Raw genomic sequence first — 19,231 nt, 5'->3', positions numbered from 1 at the left:
TTAATCAGCACGCAAATGAATACTCATTCAGCAACGGAATTTATTATGACACGCGTTCAGTTCAACCATCATCACCACCATCACCCTGACTAGTCTTTCAGGCGATGTGTGCTGGGAGACGTTCAGGATCTTCCAGTGGTGCGAGCGCAAAGAGAGCCCCCGGAAGATCATCTTCCGGGGGTTTTTTTATGGGCGAACGCAAACGCAACACGTTCAGACAGGATCAAATAAGAGGACAGGAACCATGTTAGATAACACCCGTTTACGCATAGCTATGCAGAAATCTGGCCGTTTGAGTGATGAATCACGCGAACTGCTGGCGCGCTGCGGCATCAAAATCAACCTTCAGCAGCAGCGTCTGATTGCGTTTGCGGAGAACATGCCTATCGATATCCTGCGCGTGCGCGATGACGATATTCCCGGCCTGGTTATGGATGGCGTGGTCGATCTCGGCATTGTCGGTGAGAACGTGCTGGAAGAGGAGCTGCTGACCCGCCGTTCACAGGGCGAAGACCCGCGCTACTTCACGCTGCGTCGCCTGGATTTCGGCGGCTGCCGCCTGTCGCTGGCAATGCCGGTTGATGCCGAATACACCGGTCCGCAGTGTCTCAGCAACGCCCGCATCGCGACCTCTTATCCGCACCTGCTGAAGCAGTATCTCGATAAACAGGACATCGCGTTTAAATCCTGCCTGCTGAACGGCTCTGTAGAGGTCGCGCCGCGTGCGGGCCTGGCCGATGCGATCTGCGATCTGGTCTCTACCGGCGCCACGCTTGAGGCCAACGGCCTGCGCGAAGTGGAGGTGATTTATCGCTCCAAAGCGGTACTGATCCAGCGCGACGGTGAGCTGCCAGCCGCAAAGCAGGCGCTGGTTGACACAATGATGACGCGCATTCAGGGCGTCATCAAAGCGCGTGAATCGAAATATATCATGCTGCACGCGCCGAGCGAGCGTCTGGAAGAGGTGATCGCTCTGCTGCCAGGTGCCGAGCGCCCGACCGTGCTGCCGCTGGCGGGCGAAGTGAGCCGCGTGGCGATGCACATGGTCAGCAGCGAGACGCTGTTCTGGGAAACCATGGAAAAACTGAAAGCGCTGGGTGCCAGCTCAATTCTGGTGCTGCCAATTGAAAAAATGCTGGAGTAACCGATGAGCACCCTGATGACCCCAATCAGCTGGCAGCAGTGTGACGCTGAACAGCAGCAGGCCTTGCTGCAGCGCCCGGCAATCGCCGCTTCTGCCACCGTCAGCGCCACCGTGCAGAACGTGCTGGCAGAAGTGAAATCGCGCGGCGACGCGGCACTGCGGGATTTCAGCGCGCAGTTTGATAAAGCGCAGGTCAGCAATCTGCGCGTCTCTGCGGCAGAGATGCAGGCCGCCGGTGCGCGCCTGAGCGACGAGCTTAAACAGGCGATGGCGGTGGCCGTGCGCAATATTGAGACCTTCCACAACGCCCAGATTCTGGCCGCGGTGGATGTCGAAACGCAGCCCGGCGTGCGCTGTCAGCAGATCACACGGCCGGTGCAGTCGGTGGGCCTCTATATTCCGGGCGGTTCAGCGCCTCTCTTTTCCACCGTGCTAATGCTGGCAACGCCGGCGCGCATCGCCGGCTGCGGCCGCGTGGTGCTCTGCTCCCCGCCACCGATTGCCGATGAAATTCTGTATGCCGCGCAGCTGTGCGGCGTTCAGGAGGTATTTCAGGTCGGCGGCGCGCAGGCGATTGCTGCGCTGGCTTTCGGCACAGAAACAGTGCCGAAAGTGGATAAAATCTTTGGCCCGGGCAACGCCTGGGTGACGGAGGCGAAGCGGCAGGTCAGCCAGCGGCTCGACGGCGCGGCTATTGATATGCCTGCCGGCCCCTCTGAAGTGCTGGTTATTGCTGATGACGGGGCAACGCCCGCGTTTGTCGCCTCCGATCTGCTGTCGCAGGCGGAGCACGGTCCTGACTCCCAGGTTATTCTGCTGACGCCATCGCAGGCGCTGGCTGGCGAGGTGGCGCAGGCCGTTGAGACGCAGCTGGCTGCACTGCCGCGCGCCGCAACCGCACGTCAGGCGCTGGCGAGCAGTCGCCTGATTGTGGCCCGGGATCTGGCACAGTGTGTGGCGATCTCAAATCAGTATGGACCGGAGCACCTGATCATTCAGACGCGCCAGCCGCGCGATCTGGTCGATGCCATCACCAGTGCCGGCTCGGTGTTTCTCGGCGACTGGTCACCGGAATCCGCCGGGGACTACGCTTCGGGCACTAACCACGTGCTGCCAACCTATGGTTATACCGCCACCAGCTCCAGCCTCGGACTGGCAGATTTTCAGAAGCGTATGACGGTGCAGGAGCTGACGCCGCAGGGCTTCATGAACCTGGCCGCTACCATTGAAACTCTGGCCGCCGCCGAGCAGCTTGATGCACACAAAAACGCCGTTACCCTGCGCGTTGCCGCCCTGAAGGAGCAAGCATGAGCACTGAAATTGAAGCGTTAGCGCGCGCTAACGTCCGCGCCCTGACGCCTTACCAGTCAGCGCGTCGCCTGGGTGGCAACGGTGATGTCTGGCTGAACGCTAACGAATTTCCGCTGCCGGTGCCGTTTGAGCTGTCGCAGCAGACGCTGAATCGCTATCCGGAGTGCCAGCCGCGCGTGGTGATTGAGCGTTATGCCGCCTACGCCGGGTTAACGCCGGAGCAGGTTCTGGTCAGCCGCGGCGCTGATGAAGGCATTGAGCTACTGATGCGTGCGTTCTGCGAACCGGGTAAAGATGCCATTCTGTTCTGCCCGCCAACGTATGGTATGTACAGCGTCAGCGCGGAAACCATCGGCATTGAGTACCGTACCGTTCCGGCGCTGGACAACTGGCAGCTTAACCTGCCGGCGATTGCCGGCAAGCTCGACGGTGTAAAAGTGGTTTATCTCTGCAGCCCGAACAATCCGACCGGCAACCTGATCAATCAGGATGATATCCGGGCGCTGCTGGCCATGACCGCCGGTAAAGCGCTGGTGGTAGCAGATGAGGCATATATTGAGTTCTGCCCGGCCGCAACGCTTGCGGCATGGCTGCAGGAATTTCCGCATCTGGTGATCCTCCGCACCCTGTCAAAAGCGTTTGCGCTGGCGGGTCTGCGCTGCGGTTTCACCCTGGCGAACAAGCCGGTGATCGACCTGCTGATGAAGGTGATCGCGCCTTATCCGCTGGCCACGCCGGTCGCTGACGTTGCAGCACAGGCGCTGAGCGAGGCGGGTATCACGCTGATGCGTCAGCACGTTGCCGAACTCAATGCGAACCGCGCATGGCTGTGCGAACAGCTACCGCAGCTGAGCGTGGTGGAGCAGGTGTTTCCGAGCGAGACTAACTATATTCTTGCGCGCTTCACCGACTCGCCAGCCGTGTTTAAATCGCTGTGGGATCAGGGCATTATTCTGCGTGACCAGAACAAAAATCCCGGTCTTGCCGGATGCCTGCGCATCTCAATTGGTACCCGAACCGAGTGCGAGCGTCTCATCGCCGCGCTGCAAGCCCTTTCCGTGGAGTAAGCATGAGCCAGAAGATCCTTTTTATTGACCGTGACGGCACGTTAATTGCCGAGCCACCGTCCGACTTTCAGGTAGATCGCCTGGATAAACTGGCGCTGGAGAAAGATGTTATCCCTGCCCTGCTGGCGCTGCAGGAAGCGGGTTACCAGCTGGTGATGATCACCAATCAGGATGGCCTCGGCACCGAAAGCTTCCCGCAGGCCGATTTTGACGCGCCGCATACGCTGATGATGCAGATCTTCACCTCGCAGGGAATTAACTTCAGCGACGTGCTGATCTGCCCTCACCTGCCCGCCGATAACTGCGACTGCCGCAAACCCAAAACCCGGCTGGTAGAAGCGTGGCTGGCAGAAGGCGCGCTGGATAAAGCCAGCAGCTATGTGATTGGCGATCGTCAGACCGATCTGCAGCTGGCGGAAAACATGGGTATTCAGGGCCTGCGCTACGGCGCTGAAGGTGAGAGCTGGGCATCCATTCAGGCGCGCCTGACTCAGCGCGACCGCTATGCGCTGGTGAACCGCAACACCAAAGAGACCCAGATCAAAGTGGAAGTGTGGCTCGACCGCGAAGGCGGCAGCAAAATTAACACCGGCGTCGGCTTTTTTGATCACATGCTGGATCAGATCGCGGTACACGGCGGCTTTCGCATGAACATCGATGTGAAAGGCGATCTCTATATCGACGATCACCACACGGTAGAAGATACCGGCCTGGCGCTGGGTGAAGCGCTGCTCAGGGCGCTGGGCGACAAGCGCGGTATTGGCCGCTTCGGCTTTGTGCTGCCAATGGATGAGTGTCTGGCGCGCTGTGCGCTGGATATCTCCGGCCGGCCGCATCTCGAATACAAAGCGGAGTTCAGCTATCAGCGCGTGGGCGATCTCAGTACAGAGATGGTCGAGCACTTCTTCCGCTCGCTCTCCTACGCCATGATGAGCACGCTGCACCTGAAAACCAAAGGCCGTAACGATCACCATCGCGTGGAAAGTTTGTTCAAAGCGTTTGGCCGCACGCTGCGCCAGGCGATCCGCGTGGAAGGTAATACCCTGCCGAGCTCAAAAGGAGTGCTGTGATGAACGTGGTCATTCTCGACACCGGCTGCGCCAATCTCTCTTCGGTAAAATGGGCGATTGAGCGTCTTGGCTATACGCCCACGGTCAGCCGCGATCCGGATGTGGTACTGCGCGCCGATAAGCTGCTGCTGCCGGGCGTTGGCACCGCGCAGGCGGCGATGAACCAGCTGGCAGAGCGCGAGCTGATTGAGCTGATCAAGGCCTGTACGCAGCCGGTGCTGGGGATCTGTCTCGGTATGCAGCTGCTGGGGCGCGGCAGCGATGAGAACGGCGGCATCACTACGCTGGGCATTGTTGATGAGCCGGTGGCGCTGATGGATACGCAGGATCTGCCGCTGCCGCACATGGGCTGGAATCAGATCACTGCAAAAGCGGGACATCATCTGTTCCGCGATATTCCGGATGGCAGCTACTTCTACTTTGTTCACAGCTACGCGATGCCGGTTAACGCCGCGACTATCGCGCAGTGCGACTACGGCCTGCCTTTTACCGCCGCGCTGCAGAAAGATAACTTCTTTGGCGTGCAGTTTCACCCCGAGCGCTCCGGCAAAGCGGGCGCGCAGCTGCTGAAAAACTTTCTGGAGATGTAATGATTATCCCCGCGTTAGATTTGATTGATGGCAAGGTGGTGCGCCTGCATCAGGGCGACTACGGCCAGCAGCGCGACTACGGCAGCGATCCGCTGCCGCGCCTGCAGGAGTATGAACGCCAGGGTGCCGGTGTGCTGCACCTGGTGGATTTAACCGGTGCGAAAGATCCGGCTAAACGCCAGATCCCTCTGCTGACCACGCTGCTGCGCGGCGTCAGCGTGCCGGTGCAGGTTGGCGGCGGCATTCGTCACCGTAATGATGTGGCGGCCCTGCTTGCCGCCGGAGCCACGCGTGTGGTGGTTGGCTCTACGGCAGTCAAACAGCCGGAAGCGGTGAAAGCGTGGTTTACCGAATTTGGTGCGGACGCCATTGTGCTGGCGCTGGATGTGCGTATAGACGCGGCTAACCGTAAAGAGGTGGCGATCAGCGGCTGGCAGGAAGCGGCGGGCGTTACGCTGGAAGAGGTGATTAGCGGGTATCAGTCCGTGGGCCTGAAGCACGTGCTCTGCACTGACATTTCGCGCGACGGCACGCTGAGCGGCTCAAACGTGGCGCTGTATAAAGAAGTGTCAGACGCTTTCCCGGACATCGCCTTTCAAAGTTCCGGTGGCATTGGCTCACTGGCAGATATCGCCGCGCTGCGCGGCAGCGGTGCGCAGGGTGTGATCGTCGGTCGCGCCCTGCTGGAAGACAAATTCACGGTAGCGGAGGCGATTTCATGCTGGCAAAACGGATAATTCCCTGTCTGGACGTGCGTGACGGACAGGTTGTAAAAGGCGTGCAGTTCCGCAATCACGAAATCATCGGCGACATTGTGCCGCTGGCGCAGCGCTACGCGCAGGAAGGGGCCGACGAGCTGGTGTTTTATGACATCACCGCCTCATCGGATGGCCGCGTGGTCGATAAAAGCTGGGTCTCACGCGTAGCAGAAGTGATCGACATTCCGTTCTGCGTCGCGGGCGGCATCAGGAGTGAGGAGGATGCCGCGCGCATTCTGCAGTTTGGTGCCGACAAAATCTCTGTGAACTCCCCGGCACTGGCGGATCCGACGCTGATCACCCGTCTCGCCGACCGTTTTGGCGTGCAGTGCATCGTGGTGGGGATTGATACCTGGTTTGATGAAGCGAGCGGTAAATATCACGTTAATCAGTACACCGGTGATGAAGCGCGTACTCAGGTGACGCAGTGGGAAACCCTTGACTGGGTCAAAGAAGTACAGAAGCTGGGCGCGGGCGAAATTGTACTGAATATGATGAATCAGGATGGTGTACGCAACGGCTATGACCTGGTTCAGCTGCAGAAAGTACGCGACGTGTGCAGGGTGCCACTGATCGCATCCGGCGGAGCCGGCACCATGCCGCACTTTCTCGACGCGTTTACGCAGGCAAACGTTGATGGCGCGCTGGCGGCGTCAGTGTTTCACAAGCAGATTATTAATATCAGGGAGCTGAAAAACTTTCTGATCGACAACGGTGTGGAGATTCGCGCGTGTTAACAGCAGACCAACTGGCCCGCCTGGACTGGGTCAAAACCGCGGGCATGATGCCCGTTATCGTGCAGCACAACGTCTCCGGCGAAGTGCTGATGCACGGTTATATGAATGAGGCGGCGCTGGAAAAAACGCTGGCGGAAGGTAATGTCACGTTTTTCTCGCGTACCAAAGAGCGGCTCTGGACCAAAGGCGAATCCTCCGGCCACTTTCTGCAGGTGGTGAGTATGACACCGGACTGCGATAACGATACGCTGCTGGTGCTGGCAAACCCCATCGGGCCGACGTGCCATCTTGGCACCACCAGCTGTTTCTCACCCGCCGCCCCGGAGTGGGCGTTCCTTTACCAGCTGGAACAGCTGCTGGCGTCGCGTAAACACGCCGATCCTGCCAGCTCCTATACCGCCAGCCTCTACGCCAGCGGCACCAAGCGTATTGCGCAGAAGGTTGGTGAAGAAGGCGTGGAGACCGCGCTGGCAGCCACGGTAAACGATCGTCATGAACTGACCAATGAAGCCTCCGACCTGCTCTATCACCTGATGGTGCTGCTGCAGGATCAGGATCTGGATTTAAGCGCAATCGTTAATAACCTGCGCGCCCGTCATAAGTAACCAATTGTGCAACATGCTGCTCAAAATCAATGAAAATGAACCATTTTGAGCAGCATTCTTCTCAAAAAAATTAAATTCAGCCAATATTGAGCAATATACTGCGCAAAAAGGGCTGGCTATGCTGACCTTACAACTTTACCTTGACGGTGTCTGGCATGATGCTGCCATGCTCAATATTAACGTCCCCCAGCTTGGTCGTGGCAGCGAAGCATTACTGGCTTATGACTTTACCTATGCAGCAGAACACCTGGAGCGCAATGATATTGCCAGTTGTAGCCTGAATTATCCTGTCATGCTAATCGGTAGCCATTTTGCGCAGCCCTGGTTTGGGTTTCTGGATGATATTATTCCGGCCGGTGCCAGCCGTCGTTATTGGATCAGCCAACCGGGACTGCAGTGCAAATCCGCAGGTGAGCAGGATTACGTGCTATTGAAAGCGGGTACCATCGCCCCCGTGGGTAATCTGCGTATTAAAGAGTCTCTGCCACAGCTTCCTGTGAATAGTACTCTGCCAACCCGGCGTTTTTCCGCAGAATGGGCTATTGAGCGCGACAGTGATTTTCTTGAATACGCACAGCAGATGGGCGCGGCCAGCGGCAGTGCAACGGGTGCAGGCGGGGAAGCGCCAAAATTATTGTTACGCCGGAATGCACAACAGGAAGTGTGGATAGATACCTGGCAAGACGATCCTTTGAATCAGGATACCCCTTATCTCGTTAAATATCCGCGTGGTGCTCGCAGCCCGATTGATTGCGATATTCTGCGCGCCGAGTATCACTTCTATCATGAACTTCAGGCACTGGGCATAGACACCATTGATACCAGGCAAATGCTGTTGTGCGAAGGCACACGTTACCCATCGCTATGGCTACCACGATTTGATATAGCGTTCGTTGAAAACAGAAAAGTCCTGTATGGACTGGAATCCGTCTACTCACTGATGCAAAAAGCGCCGGGAAGCTATCTCAACCATTTCGACATCATTCACTGTCTGATTGAAAAGTTGAATTTGGCAGAGGCAGAACGCGAATCACTGGTTATTGAATGGGTTAAACGCGACATGCTGAACATTGCCTTTGGCAACTCCGATAATCATGGCCGTAACAGTGCTATTTTGAAAAAAACCAGCGGTATGTGGCTTGCCCCCGTTTACGCCTTTGCGCCCATGAAAGCCGATCCTGAAGGTGTGGTTCGTACTACACAATGGGGCTCACCGTATGAAGAAGGCGGTCATTACAACTGGCATCTGATTGCACAACGTCTGAACTATCTGGTCTCTGAGAAAAGGTTACTGGAGGTGCTACGTATACTAGCGAAAAAGCTGACTGGTCTTAAGGCGCGCCTGGCGCAACGCGGTGTGCCTGTGTCAATTCTCGAAATGCCCGGCGTTGGCTTCAATTTTCTGGATGAGCGTATCGCAGGGTGGAAATTATGAAGAAAACCATGACGCCGTTTGAACGTGAAGCGTTATTACTGGCGTTATTACGTCAGTCGATTGAAGAAAAAGCCAGCCACGGCAAGTTACTTATGCAACTCCGCAAACAGGTGCTTGGATTTTCACAGGATCGCTATGCGACGCTGGCTGGCATCAGCCGGCGTACCCTGTCAGATATCGAACAGGATAAAGAGAGCGTGACCCTGAATGTGCTGAATCGCGCTTTCAGGCCGCTGGGGCTGGAAATGGGTTTGTTGCCACAACAATCTCATATGCGGCAAACGCTGATTGCGCTGCTGGCTCAACAAAGCGCATCCCATGACCACCCATGAAAAACTTATCGCCCTGCTCGACCAGCACGGCGCTCAATATCGCCTGCTGGAGCATGCAGCGACCGGGAAGTGCGAAGCAGTGGCGGCTTTGCGAGGTACAGAGGTGGGCCAGGGTGCGAAAGCGCTGGTGTGCCATGTCAAAGGTAACGGTATCAAACAATATGTCCTGGCGGTACTGCCGGCCGATCGGCAGGCAGACCTGAGTAAAGTGGCGGCTGCGGTGGGGGGACGTCGTGCCTCGCTGGCCTCCCCGGCAGAAGTGGATGCCCTGACCGCCTGTGTATTTGGGGCGATTCCACCGTTTAGCTTTCATGAAGATTTACGGCTGGTAGTCGATCCGCTGTTGTTTGAACGCTATGGTGAAATCGCGTTTAATGCCGGAGTGCTGGAGAAATCCGTAGTGCTGAATATTAACGATTACCAGCGGCTGCATAATGGTAACGTGATGAAAATAATCCTCTAATTGCCATCCGCCATTGCGGGGGGTACTCTCGGAATACCGGCTTTTACAACAGAAGAACCCGTTTATGGCACATTCCCGTTTTACCGCGCGTCTGCGCAATACCGTAGCGCTGGCGCTGCTGGCTGGCTGCGCTTTTGGCGCACAGGCAAAGATTGATCAGGTGCGCTTTGCCGTTGATCCGACCTATCCGCCGTTTGAATCTAAAACGCCGCAGGGAAAACTGGTGGGATTTGATATCGATCTGGGTAACGCGCTGTGCGCGCAGATGCAGGCAAAATGCGTCTGGGTTGAAAGCCAGTTTGACGGCATGATCCCGGCGCTGAAAGCGCGCAAGTTTGACGCTATCCTTTCTGACATGGGCGTGACCGAAGAGCGTCTGAAGCAGATCGACTTTACCGAACCGATGTATGACACCCACGTGCAGCTGATGGCGCGTAAAGGTTCCGGTCTGCTGCCGACGGCGGAGTCGCTGAAGGACAAGAGCGTGGGCGTTGAACAGGGCACGGTGCAGGAGCGCTATGCGCGTGCCAAATGGCAGCCGCACGGCGTAAATGTGGTGCCCTATGGCGACCAGGCCCAGGTGGAAAGCGACCTGATCTCCGGCCGTCTGGACGCGGTGTTTACCGACGCGGCACAGGCGGCTATCGGCTTTCTGAAGCATCCGCAGGGCAGTGATTTTGCGCTGGCAGGCCCGATTGTACAGGACCCGCTTATCGGCCCCGGCACCGCCATTGGCCTGCGTAAAGGCGACACCGAACTGAAAGCGGCGCTTAACAGCGCGTTTGATGAGCTGAAGAAAAACGGCACGTTTGACACTATCCAGAAGCGTTATTTCGCGACAGATATTTCTGTTCAGCCCTGAATATCCGGCGGCGCGTTTGCCGCCGTTTTTTTAACGGAACTATAATCTGTTCAGTCACCCTAACAGGCATGCGCGCTACTGCAGCCTCAGAAACAGGACACCGGCCGCACTATGCAACAACAACATCATCCATTACTGAGCGCCTCGCTGGGCACCCAGCGAGAGATTGTCAGCTTTCATTTCGGCACCGACTCGCAAAAGCGCGTTTATATTCAGGCCGCCCTGCACGGGGATGAGCTGCCGGGCATGGCGGTTGCCTGGTACCTCAAACAGAAACTGCTGGCGCTGGAGTCCGCAGGCAAACTGAAAGCCAAAATCACGCTGGTTCCGGTAGCCAATCCGCTGGCGCTGGGTCAGCACTGGCACGGCACGCATCTGGGACGTTTTCATACTCTTTCTGGTCAGGATTTTAACCGGCGCTTTCCGGCACTGGGTGAGAAGCTGGCGGCTGACCTGGCGGGATCGCTGACGCAGAGTGAATATGAAAACAGACGCCTGATCCGCGATGCTATCGACCTTTACTACCGCGATCAGATAGCCAGAACCGAACTGGAGTCCCAGCGCTATACCCTGATGCGCATGGCAAGTCAGGCCGATCTGATGATTGACCTGCACTGCGACTGGGATGCACTGCCGCACCTTTATACGACGCCTCACGCCTGGTCTGAGGTGGAACCGCTGGCGCGCTGGCTCGGCAGCGAGGTGCAGCTGCTGGCGCAGATTTCTGGCGGTGAACCGTTCGACGAAGCGTGCTGCGAACCCTGGCTGACGCTGGCAAAACGCTTTGGTGATGATTACCCGATGCCGCGCGGTCTGCTGCCAGTGACGCTGGAGCTGCGCGGCGTCGCCGATGTCTCTCCGGAACAGGCGGAGAAAGATGCAGATGCGATTATTAACGCGCTGACCGAAAGCGGTTATATCAGCGGCGATCCGGGCGTCTCCCCGGCCCTGCGCCATCCGCCAACGCCGCTGGCGGGCTGTGAATATATTTATGCCCCCTACTCCGGTCTGCTGCTGAACCGGCGCAAGCTGGGCGAATGGATTAAACCAGGAGAAGTGGTGGCAGAGGTTGTTGATCCGGTTACCGATCACATTACGCCGCTGGTTGCTGAATTTGGCGGCGTACTCTACGCCAGAAACCTGACCAAGTTTGTCACGTCCGGGATGCTGGCGGTGCGGCTGGCGGGGGAGAAAGCTGGACGCAGCGGAGAGCTGCTGGTGATGTGATGGCATAAAAAAACCGGCCACAGGGCCGGTTTTTTGTTTTAGTGACGACTGCGGTAGTTGCTGACAACACTGCGGCCAATCACGATGGCGGAGCCCAGTACGCCGCCCAGGATCAGGGCTAACAGTACGGTCAGGGTCTTTTTCGGACTGTCACGGCGAATCGGCAGGTCTGCTTCAGCAATGTAGCGGAACGACTGCAGATTGTCGGTCTGAATGGTGACGTGCGTAATCGAGAGCAGCGCGCGCTCGGCACTGTAATAGTCATCATCAAAATCGAGCGGTTTGGTCGCCTCATTGGACACCATCGCGCGTAACGCTTCACTGCCCAGCAGGTAAAGCGTGTCATCAGAGAGATACTCTGCCTGGCTCAGCTGCGATTTTGTCAGGCCGGCTACTTCAGCCACCTTCAGCGCCTGATTAATCACATCCAGTCGATGCTGTTTTTTATTAATAGCGATCTGTTTATGCGCATCCAGGATTTCTTTCAGCTCTTTGGCTTTTACGCCCAGGCTATGTTTTATATCCTGGCCATAATCACTGACCACTTCGTTATTAACAGTTGTGAGATACTTTTTCAGCTGCGCCTGCGCCTCTTTTGCATGCTGCGCGACAAAAGAGACCGTCAGTGCATCGTTACTGCCTTTATTCACCTGGCTGATTTTTAATGTTTCGGGCTCTTCCTGATTTGCCAGCGCGCCGGCAAGCGCATTCACTGACGCACTAAAACGACTAAAGAGCTGGTTTTGCAAATCGGTAACTGACGGCTTTTCCTGAATGTTTTGCGCATACAGCACGCTCAGGGTGGCATTATAGCTGGCAACCTGTCCCGCTGAAGGCAGCGTAACAATGGCCTCAGACGTCCATTTCTCTTTCGCCACGCTTAAATAGACAATGCTTAGCAACATTGTCATTACCATCGTCGCAATAACTATCCATTTGCCTTTCCACAGCTGGACAATTATGTCGAGCAAATCTATTTCATCATTATTATTTGAAGCCAGAACGCCCGGATCGTTATTCAGTCCGGGCTTATTGTTTGCATTCATAAATTCAGTACTCGCCAATCATTGTCAGCATAGAAAAACACCTCCCGGACGGGAGGTGTTAAGAACAGTTACTCTAACCACTCGGTGTGGAACACGCCTTCTTTATCGGTACGCTTGTAAGTATGCGCACCAAAGTAGTCACGCTGCGCCTGGATCAGGTTGGCAGGCAGCACCGCTGAACGGTAGCTGTCATAGTACGCGATAGCAGCGGAGAAGGTCGGGGTCGGGATGCCGTTCTGTACTGCATAAGCCACCACATCGCGCAGCGCCTGCTGATACTGGTCAGCGATATCTTTAAAGTATGGCGCTAACAGCAGGTTGGCGATATTGGCATCGGCAGCATAGGCATCAGTAATCTTCTGCAGGAACTGCGCACGAATGATGCAGCCGGCGCGGAAGATCTTCGCGATTTCACCATACTGCAGATCCCAGCTGTACTGCTCAGAAGCCGCACGCAGCTGTGAGAAGCCCTGCGCATAGGAAACAATTTTGCCCAGATAGAGCGCGCGACGTACTTTCTCAACGAATTCAGCTTTATCACCGCTTACTGCCTGCGCCTGCGGACCGCTCAGTACTTTAGAGGCGGCAACGCGCTGCGTTTTCAGCGAGGAAAGGTAGCGGGCAAAGACCGATTCAGTGATCAGCGACAGTGGCTCACCCAGATCCAGCGAGCTCTGGCTGGTCCATTTACCGGTGCCTTTGTTCGCTGCTTCATCCAGAATCACATCGACCAGGTAGTTACCCTCTTCATCTTTCTTGGTGAAGATATCTTTCGTGATGTCAATCAGGTAGCTGCTCAGTTCGCCGTTGTTCCAGTCGGTGAAGGTTTCAGCCAGCTCTTCATTGCTCAGACCCAGCGCACCTTTCAGCAGCGCATAGGCTTCAGCAATCAGCTGCATATCGCCATATTCGATACCGTTATGGACCATCTTCACATAGTGACCGGCACCGTTCGGGCCGATATACGCCACGCAGGCGTCGCCATCTTCTGCACGGGCAGCGATTTTATCAAAGATAGGGGCAACGAGTTCATAAGCTTCTTTCTGACCGCCAGGCATGATAGAAGGACCTTTCAGCGCGCCCTCTTCACCGCCGGAGACGCCGGTACCGATGAAGTTAAAGCCCTGTTCACTGAGTTCCTGATTACGACGGATGGTGTCTTTGTAGAAGGTGTTACCGCCATCGATCAGAATGTCGCCTTTATCCAGATGCGGCGTCAGCGATGCGATAGTTTTGTCTGTCGCTTCACCCGCCTGCACCATCAGCAGAATACGGCGCGGTTTTTCCAGTGACTCAACAAACTCTTCTACCGTGTAAAACGGAGCAAGCTTTTTACCCGGATTCTCAGCAATGACTTCATCGGTCTTTTCGCGTGAGCGGTTGAAGATGGACACGGTGTAACCACGGCTTTCAATGTTAAGAGCCAGGTTACGGCCCATTACTGCCATCCCTACTACGCCGATCTGTTGCTTAGACATTACATACTCCTGTCAGATGTATTTACTGCTGATGTGATTAGCAGCACAAAAGTACTTCGATGTTAACTCACTCATCTCAGATTTAGATAGCCTAAGATGCTTCCCCCGGCTCATTTGCGTAAATGTCAGGCATGAAATCAGATAACCCGCAAAATGAATGGCTTAGTTATCAGCCCATGCCGGAGAAGCTTTTGCAAACGCGGGATCAAACGGTCCTTCTTTAACCTCAAGCATCAGGGCGCGTTCTGAAAGGCATTCGACGCTATGGATATCACCCGGATTAAATTCAACCAGCGTGATACCTGAGCGCGGCCCTGCAATAAACTGACGTACCACAGCACCCTGCGTATCATAAAGCCGGATATCCAGCTCCCCTTCCAGTACCGTGAACAGCTCCCACTGATGCGAAAGCTCATGGTAGTGAGGCTCAACAACGCTTCCGCTGACTAAACCAATCAGCAGACGCTGAACTTTGTCATCATGGGAAGCGTGCAGAAGAAAATGCGCGCGTTTGCGCACTGACTGCTCAGCATCCCGATAGAGCTGCTCGGTAACAGCCTTATCAATTACTCTCATGATTTACTCCAAACGCGTTTTCAATCTGACCTGCGGCAGCGCCCACTGAAAATTGCTCCAGCAGCAGCTGATAAGCAGCCGCACCCATCTCTTTTCTCAGTGCTGCATCCTGCGTAAAGTTTATTGCCGCCTGCAACAGACACTCATCTTCACCGTTGATGAAAATCGTTCCGGCTTTGTTAGCATTAACGATATCGGCCAGATCGTTACCTTTATTGACGCTACCGAGGATTGGGATACTTTGCACCATATACCCCAGCAATTTTCCCGGAAAATTGTGTGAGGTATGGTTTGCTGCCAGAGAAAACAGACCAACATCAACCTCGGTCAGCAGACATTTAAAGGTCTTTTGATCCACCGACGGGAGATAGGTGAAGTTTGTCAGCGCCCATTCCTGAGCGAGTTGATTAATCAGAGTGACTTCATCGCCCTGACCGACAAACAAAAAATGCGCCTGTGGAAAGGCCTGCATACCCTTTACCAGCCGCATCAGGTTCGTCATATCCTGTGCATGACCAATATTACCGCCGTAGAAAAACACCGTTTTGTTCTGCAGGCCGGATGTCTTAACAATTGAATTGTATCCGCTATCCCCTGCACGAGCAGGTTCAATACTGGCCCAGTTGCGCAATACTCCCGCTTTTCGGTGCGGGTTATGCTGCATAAACAGCCTGAGATTATTTTCTGACATTAGCCCTATAAAACCGGCTTCATCGTAGAGGCGTTTCTCGAAATGACGGAAATACTTTTCGGTCAGCGAGCCCTGCTTAATCATGCCCGCATCAATGGCCCACTGTGGAAAAAAGTCACGCAGAATCAGATAGGATGAGCAAGCGCAGCGCTGTTTGATTTTCCTGACTAAATGCCCCCAAAAAACAGAGGGCGAATAATACACAATACCATCGAATGAGTTTGCTTTTATCTTATGACGTACCGCTCTCCACGCACGCACTGACAGCAGGCTTTCATTAATGGCCCGCTGGACATGACTGACATCTTTGATTGGACCCGTTCTGAAGCGCCAGACGGCAACCCCCTCTAACCTATCTTCCTGCAGTGCGTGCTGCAGATTTGCATCCGGGGTAATAACCGTAACGCTATGACCACGCTGAATGAACTCCTGCGCCAGCTCATGGAACATCTTTGCGCCGACGCGGGTACTGTGCGGAAGATAATCGTCAATTATAAAAGCAAATTTCATCAGTACTCTTTCCAGACAACCCGTTTAATGTAGTCAGTGTAGGAATGAATAATCCGGACAACTTTGTCTGATACATTCGGCATGCTGTAATCATAGACCTGACGCAGCAACCGCTCTTCGCCGCGCGGCTGAGTCTCAAGCACGGCAAGTGCCTGCAGCACGCGATTGCGCTCCAGACCTGTCATCATAACCGAGGCCTCTTCAAAACCTTCCGGACGCTCATGCGCTTCGCGAATATTCAGCGCCGGGAAATTCATGATTGAGGACTCTTCAGTGATGGTTCCGCTGTCAGAAAGCACCGCTCGGGCATGTTTCTGCAGGTGATTATAGTCATGGAACCCAAGAGGTTTCAGCAGCTGGATTTTTTCGTGAAACACAATGCCGTTGGCTTCAATGCGGTTACGGGTACGCGGATGCGTAGAGACGATAACCGGCAGCTGATACTTCTCGGCAATGGTATTCAGAATATCCGCCAGCTTAGCCAGCTGCTTCGGCGAATCGACGTTCTCTTCCCGGTGCGCACTGATAACAAAGAACTGATTTGCCTGAAGCTGCAGGCGCTCAAGCACATCAGAGCCGTCAATCTGCGGCATGTAGTGCGTTAATACTTCATACATCGGACTACCGGTTTTGATAACCCGATCTGCCGGAAGGCCTTCAGCCAGCAGATACTCACGCGCAATATCGCTATAGGTGAGGTTAACATCTGCGGTATGGTCAACAATCCGACGGTTGGTCTCTTCAGGAACGCGCTGATCAAAGCAGCGATTTCCCGCTTCCATATGGAAAATAGGGATTTTGCGACGTTTAGCCGCGATAGCAGAGATGCAGGAGTTGGTGTCCCCTAAGACCAGCATCGCTTCCGGCTGGACTTCGGCAAACACCTGGTCAATCTTAATGATTACCTGGCCAATCGTTTCTGCCGCGTTTTTTCCCGCAGCATCCAGAAAGAAGTCCGGCTTACGCACATTCAGGTCGTTGAAAAAGACTTCGTTAAGCTCATAGTCGTAGTTCTGACCGGTGTGAACCAGAATATGCTCACAGTACTGGTCAAGTTTATCCAGCACGCGCGACAGGCGGATAATTTCCGGACGCGTTCCTACAACTGAAACAATTTTTAGTTTTTTCATAAATTACTTATCTAATTTAGAGAAAATAGTATCGGGATGAGCAGGATCGAAGACTTCATTAGCCCAGACAATAGCTATAAGCTCTTCATCACTGATATTAGTCACATCGTGAGCCCATCCAGGAATCGTTTCTACCATCACCGGTTTATCACCGCTGGTAACCGTTTCATAATATTCATCAGTTAGCATATGGCGAAACCTGAAACGAGCCGTACCACTTATAACCATAAATTTTTCAGTTTTGGTATGATGGTAGTGCCCGCCACGTGTGATGCCAGGATGAGCAGTAAAATAAGAAACTTGCCCGGAATCTTTACTCTTGAATAACTCGACAAAGCTGCCACGCGGATCGGTATGTTGTTTTACCGGATATGAGAAATCCTGCTCAGGCAGATAGCTGACATATGTCGAATAAAGCGCTCTCAAAAAACCAGTACCGACGCGCTCAAGTTCCAGAGAATTACGGCCCTCACGAAAACTGGTTATGCTTTCAGCGATCTCACCTAACGCAACGTTGTATTCAGGTACAACATTAATAAAATGCTGCTTAGCTTCAGGTTTTATTTCCTGGTCCAGCAAATCCGTGAACACCTTAACAACATCGTCTATATACACGAGCCTGAGAAGATATTGCGGATCGTTGACGGTAACAGGAAGATCATGCGCTATATTATAGCAAAACGTTGCAACCACAGAGTTATAGTTCGGTCTGGCCCACTTACCAAAGACGCCCGGAAGACGGCTGATAAACACCGGATTACCCGTTTCGCTGGCTAAAGCGGCGAAAACATTTTCTGCTGCTAATTTTGTCCGGCCATACTCATTGTCGGCAGACGCGTGAATTGAAGAACTAAATACAACCGGGATATAACGCCCAGTTTCATTAACACATTTTTTAATCGCTTCGCTGACAAGAGAAGATAAATCAACATTGCCACGCGTAAATTCAGCGGGGTCCTGAGGTCGATTGATTCCCGCCAGATGGAATATAAAATCCGCTTTTTCAATCAAAGCAGAAAGATCTTCAGTTTTGCTTTCACGATTGAAAGACATTACCTGGATGTTCTGACGTTGTTGCAGGCTTAAAGCCAGGTTTTTTGCTATAAAACCATCAGACCCCGTTATCAGGACTTTCAAGGCTTACTCCTCCGCGTCAGCGTACTCGCCATTTGCAATTTTATGCATAAACTCGAGTTTCATAAGAAGCTTAATCATCCCTTCAACGTCAAGTCGAACTGTATTATGAGAATTATATTCTTCACCGCATAGAGCATCCGTGATTTTTTTCTCACCTTCTTCTACAAACTTCGCATAATTCAGATCGCGGGTATCTGCTGGAATACGGAAATAATCACCCATATCTTCAGCGCAGGCACGTTCTTCTTTGCTGAGCAGAGATTCATACAGCTTTTCACCATGACGGGAACCGATGACGCTGACCTGGTGCTCAGGCTTATTCATCACTTTCAGGATGGCTTTGGTCAGGGTTTCAACAGTAGCCGCCGGTGCTTTCTGAACGAAGATATCACCATTGTTACCGTGCTCAAATGCATACAGCACCAGATCAACCGCATCCGCCAGGGTCATCATAAAACGCGTCATGCTGGGTTCAGTGATAGTAATGGTTTTGTCCTGCTGTACCTGCTGAACAAATAGCGGGATAACAGAACCGCGTGATGCCATTACGTTACCGTAGCGGGTGCCACAGATGACGGTGCCAGTGCCTTCAAGATTACGACTGGCCGCTACCATGACTTTTTCCATCATCGCTTTACTGATGCCCATAGCGTTGATTGGATAAACTGCTTTATCGGTGCTCAGACAAACGACACGTTTTACGCCAGCATTGATTGCGCAGTTCAGCACGTTTTCGGTGCCGAGAACGTTAGTGCGCACAGCCTGCATCGGGTGGAACTCGCAGGAAGGCACCTGTTTCAGCGCTGCCGCATGAAAAACATAGTCCACACCACGCATTGCAGCAGCAATGCTGTTTTCGTCGCGTACGTCTCCCAGATAAAATTTCAACTTATCGCTGTTGAACTTTTTGCGCATGTCATCTTGCTTTTTTTCATCGCGACTAAAAATGCGAATTTCACCAATATCGGTGTCAAGAAATCGTTTGAGAACTGCATTGCCGAAAGAACCTGTACCACCAGTAATCAAAAGAGTTTTAGAGTTGAACATAAGCTGTACCCTTAA

The 19,231-nt window shown here is 54.0% G+C and carries 21 protein-coding genes and 1 other annotated feature; of the genes, 14 read left to right on the top strand and 7 right to left on the bottom strand.

The genetic code is table 11. The features are described from left to right. The first annotated feature begins 45 nt into the window (after window positions 1-45). The 14 genes from hisL to BBA90_RS09650 all read left to right on the top strand — a co-directional run bounded on the left by hisL (window position 46) and on the right by BBA90_RS09650 (window position 11,601). On the top strand, window positions 46-93 hold the full coding sequence (hisL, locus tag BBA90_RS19105) for a his operon leader peptide (protein WP_100396937.1): 48 nt from the start codon (window positions 46-48) through the stop codon (window positions 91-93). Beyond that, window positions 69-190 (top strand) — a sequence feature (His leader region). (Overlaps the previous gene by 25 nt.) Window positions 191-244: 54 nt before the next feature. Beyond that, window positions 245-1,144 (top strand): ATP phosphoribosyltransferase, encoded by a 900-nt coding sequence (gene hisG, locus BBA90_RS09710; protein WP_065648947.1) that lies wholly within the window; start codon window positions 245-247, stop codon window positions 1,142-1,144. A gap of 3 nt (window positions 1,145-1,147) precedes the next feature. Continuing rightward, window positions 1,148-2,455, top strand: coding sequence for a histidinol dehydrogenase (hisD, locus tag BBA90_RS09705; protein WP_065648946.1), 1,308 nt, complete (start codon window positions 1,148-1,150; stop codon window positions 2,453-2,455). Then, complete coding sequence (gene hisC, locus BBA90_RS09700; RefSeq protein WP_065648945.1) at window positions 2,452-3,522, top strand: histidinol-phosphate transaminase; 1,071 nt, start codon at window positions 2,452-2,454, stop codon at window positions 3,520-3,522. Before hisD ends, hisC begins: the two co-directional genes overlap by 4 nt. A 2-nt stretch (window positions 3,523-3,524) precedes the next feature. Next, on the top strand, window positions 3,525-4,592 hold the full coding sequence (hisB, locus tag BBA90_RS09695) for a bifunctional histidinol-phosphatase/imidazoleglycerol-phosphate dehydratase HisB (protein WP_065648944.1): 1,068 nt from the start codon (window positions 3,525-3,527) through the stop codon (window positions 4,590-4,592). Then, complete coding sequence (hisH, locus tag BBA90_RS09690) at window positions 4,592-5,182, top strand: imidazole glycerol phosphate synthase subunit HisH (RefSeq protein WP_065648943.1); 591 nt, start codon at window positions 4,592-4,594, stop codon at window positions 5,180-5,182. Before hisB ends, hisH begins: the two co-directional genes overlap by 1 nt. Further along, the gene (gene hisA, locus BBA90_RS09685) at window positions 5,182-5,919 is read left to right on the top strand and encodes a 1-(5-phosphoribosyl)-5-[(5-phosphoribosylamino)methylideneamino]imidazole-4-carboxamide isomerase (protein WP_065648942.1); all 738 of its coding nucleotides are present in this window, start codon (window positions 5,182-5,184) and stop codon (window positions 5,917-5,919) included. The genes hisH and hisA overlap by 1 nt, the downstream gene beginning before the upstream one ends. After that, window positions 5,901-6,677 carry an imidazole glycerol phosphate synthase subunit HisF gene (hisF, locus tag BBA90_RS09680; RefSeq protein WP_065648941.1) on the top strand — a complete coding sequence of 259 codons (777 nt, stop codon included), beginning with the start codon at window positions 5,901-5,903 and terminating at the stop codon, window positions 6,675-6,677. The genes hisA and hisF overlap by 19 nt, the downstream gene beginning before the upstream one ends. After that, window positions 6,671-7,282 (top strand): bifunctional phosphoribosyl-AMP cyclohydrolase/phosphoribosyl-ATP diphosphatase HisIE, encoded by a 612-nt coding sequence (gene hisIE, locus BBA90_RS09675; RefSeq protein ID WP_065648940.1) that lies wholly within the window; start codon window positions 6,671-6,673, stop codon window positions 7,280-7,282. Before hisF ends, hisIE begins: the two co-directional genes overlap by 7 nt. 118 nt (window positions 7,283-7,400) lie before the next feature. Then, window positions 7,401-8,717: a type II toxin-antitoxin system HipA family toxin gene (locus BBA90_RS09670; RefSeq protein WP_065648939.1), complete on the top strand. Its 1,317-nt coding sequence runs from the start codon at window positions 7,401-7,403 to the stop codon at window positions 8,715-8,717. Then, entirely contained in the window at window positions 8,714-9,049 is a 336-nt protein-coding gene (locus BBA90_RS09665; protein WP_065648938.1) for a helix-turn-helix domain-containing protein, read from the top strand. The genes BBA90_RS09670 and BBA90_RS09665 overlap by 4 nt, the downstream gene beginning before the upstream one ends. Further along, window positions 9,036-9,512: a YbaK/prolyl-tRNA synthetase associated domain-containing protein gene (locus BBA90_RS09660; protein WP_065648937.1), complete on the top strand. Its 477-nt coding sequence runs from the start codon at window positions 9,036-9,038 to the stop codon at window positions 9,510-9,512. The genes BBA90_RS09665 and BBA90_RS09660 overlap by 14 nt, the downstream gene beginning before the upstream one ends. A 64-nt stretch (window positions 9,513-9,576) precedes the next feature. Further along, complete coding sequence (locus BBA90_RS09655; protein WP_065648936.1) at window positions 9,577-10,374, top strand: ABC transporter substrate-binding protein; 798 nt, start codon at window positions 9,577-9,579, stop codon at window positions 10,372-10,374. A 111-nt stretch (window positions 10,375-10,485) separates the two neighbouring features. Next, entirely contained in the window at window positions 10,486-11,601 is a 1,116-nt protein-coding gene (locus tag BBA90_RS09650) for a succinylglutamate desuccinylase/aspartoacylase family protein (RefSeq protein WP_065648935.1), read from the top strand. A 38-nt stretch (window positions 11,602-11,639) separates the two neighbouring features. On the opposite strand, the gene wzzB is transcribed toward BBA90_RS09650, so the two are convergent. From wzzB to BBA90_RS09615, 7 genes are all read right to left on the bottom strand, one after another. Continuing rightward, window positions 11,640-12,647 carry an LPS O-antigen chain length determinant protein WzzB gene (wzzB, locus tag BBA90_RS09645; protein WP_075050729.1) on the bottom strand — a complete coding sequence of 336 codons (1,008 nt, stop codon included), beginning with the start codon at window positions 12,645-12,647 and terminating at the stop codon, window positions 11,640-11,642. Between the two features lie 68 nt (window positions 12,648-12,715). Beyond that, a complete protein-coding gene (gene gndA / locus BBA90_RS09640) occupies window positions 12,716-14,125 on the bottom strand; it encodes an NADP-dependent phosphogluconate dehydrogenase (protein WP_039385340.1) in 1,410 nt (469 codons plus the stop codon). 162 nt (window positions 14,126-14,287) lie between these two features. Next, the gene (locus BBA90_RS09635; protein ID WP_065648934.1) at window positions 14,288-14,701 is read right to left on the bottom strand and encodes a WbuC family cupin fold metalloprotein; all 414 of its coding nucleotides are present in this window, start codon (window positions 14,699-14,701) and stop codon (window positions 14,288-14,290) included. Then, window positions 14,688-15,902, bottom strand: a complete 1,215-nt coding sequence (locus tag BBA90_RS09630; RefSeq protein ID WP_065648933.1) for a glycosyltransferase family 4 protein — start codon at window positions 15,900-15,902, stop codon at window positions 14,688-14,690. Before BBA90_RS09630 ends, BBA90_RS09635 begins: the two co-directional genes overlap by 14 nt. Beyond that, window positions 15,902-17,032: a non-hydrolyzing UDP-N-acetylglucosamine 2-epimerase gene (wecB, locus tag BBA90_RS09625; protein WP_065648932.1), complete on the bottom strand. Its 1,131-nt coding sequence runs from the start codon at window positions 17,030-17,032 to the stop codon at window positions 15,902-15,904. The genes BBA90_RS09630 and wecB overlap by 1 nt, the downstream gene beginning before the upstream one ends. Window positions 17,033-17,035: 3 nt before the next feature. After that, on the bottom strand, window positions 17,036-18,169 hold the full coding sequence (gene wbjC, locus BBA90_RS09620; RefSeq protein WP_065648931.1) for a UDP-2-acetamido-2,6-beta-L-arabino-hexul-4-ose reductase: 1,134 nt from the start codon (window positions 18,167-18,169) through the stop codon (window positions 17,036-17,038). 3 nt (window positions 18,170-18,172) lie between these two features. After that, window positions 18,173-19,216, bottom strand: a complete 1,044-nt coding sequence (locus tag BBA90_RS09615; protein WP_065648930.1) for a polysaccharide biosynthesis protein — start codon at window positions 19,214-19,216, stop codon at window positions 18,173-18,175. Between the last annotated feature and the right edge of the window lie 15 nt (window positions 19,217-19,231).

Origin of the sequence: Pantoea eucrina, from assembly GCF_001691555.1 — a bacterium.
Taxonomy (GTDB): domain Bacteria; phylum Pseudomonadota; class Gammaproteobacteria; order Enterobacterales; family Enterobacteriaceae; genus Pantoea; species Pantoea borealis.
The sequence above is the reverse complement of the archived record's forward strand: the minus strand, read 5'-3'. Positions and strand labels throughout refer to the sequence as shown.

Bases quoted from the DNA above. Each gene is read 5' to 3' on its own strand.
- hisG (WP_065648947.1), top strand. From the start codon at position 245: ATGTTAGATAACACCCGTTTACGCATAGCTATGCAGAAATCTGGCCGT.
- hisD (WP_065648946.1), top strand. From the start codon at position 1,148: ATGAGCACCCTGATGACCCCAATCAGCTGGCAGCAGTGTGACGCTGAA.
- hisC (WP_065648945.1), top strand. From the start codon at position 2,452: ATGAGCACTGAAATTGAAGCGTTAGCGCGCGCTAACGTCCGCGCCCTG.
- hisB (WP_065648944.1), top strand. From the start codon at position 3,525: ATGAGCCAGAAGATCCTTTTTATTGACCGTGACGGCACGTTAATTGCC.
- hisH (WP_065648943.1), top strand. From the start codon at position 4,592: ATGAACGTGGTCATTCTCGACACCGGCTGCGCCAATCTCTCTTCGGTA.
- hisA (WP_065648942.1), top strand. From the start codon at position 5,182: ATGATTATCCCCGCGTTAGATTTGATTGATGGCAAGGTGGTGCGCCTG.
- hisF (WP_065648941.1), top strand. From the start codon at position 5,901: ATGCTGGCAAAACGGATAATTCCCTGTCTGGACGTGCGTGACGGACAG.
- BBA90_RS09670 (WP_065648939.1), top strand. From the start codon at position 7,401: ATGCTGACCTTACAACTTTACCTTGACGGTGTCTGGCATGATGCTGCC.
- BBA90_RS09665 (WP_065648938.1), top strand. From the start codon at position 8,714: ATGAAGAAAACCATGACGCCGTTTGAACGTGAAGCGTTATTACTGGCG.
- BBA90_RS09660 (WP_065648937.1), top strand. From the start codon at position 9,036: ATGACCACCCATGAAAAACTTATCGCCCTGCTCGACCAGCACGGCGCT.
- BBA90_RS09655 (WP_065648936.1), top strand. From the start codon at position 9,577: ATGGCACATTCCCGTTTTACCGCGCGTCTGCGCAATACCGTAGCGCTG.
- BBA90_RS09650 (WP_065648935.1), top strand. From the start codon at position 10,486: ATGCAACAACAACATCATCCATTACTGAGCGCCTCGCTGGGCACCCAG.
- wzzB (WP_075050729.1), bottom strand. From the start codon at position 12,647: ATGAATGCAAACAATAAGCCCGGACTGAATAACGATCCGGGCGTTCTG.
- gndA (WP_039385340.1), bottom strand. From the start codon at position 14,125: ATGTCTAAGCAACAGATCGGCGTAGTAGGGATGGCAGTAATGGGCCGT.
- BBA90_RS09635 (WP_065648934.1), bottom strand. From the start codon at position 14,701: ATGAGAGTAATTGATAAGGCTGTTACCGAGCAGCTCTATCGGGATGCT.
- BBA90_RS09630 (WP_065648933.1), bottom strand. From the start codon at position 15,902: ATGAAATTTGCTTTTATAATTGACGATTATCTTCCGCACAGTACCCGC.
- wecB (WP_065648932.1), bottom strand. From the start codon at position 17,032: ATGAAAAAACTAAAAATTGTTTCAGTTGTAGGAACGCGTCCGGAAATT.
- BBA90_RS09615 (WP_065648930.1), bottom strand. From the start codon at position 19,216: ATGTTCAACTCTAAAACTCTTTTGATTACTGGTGGTACAGGTTCTTTC.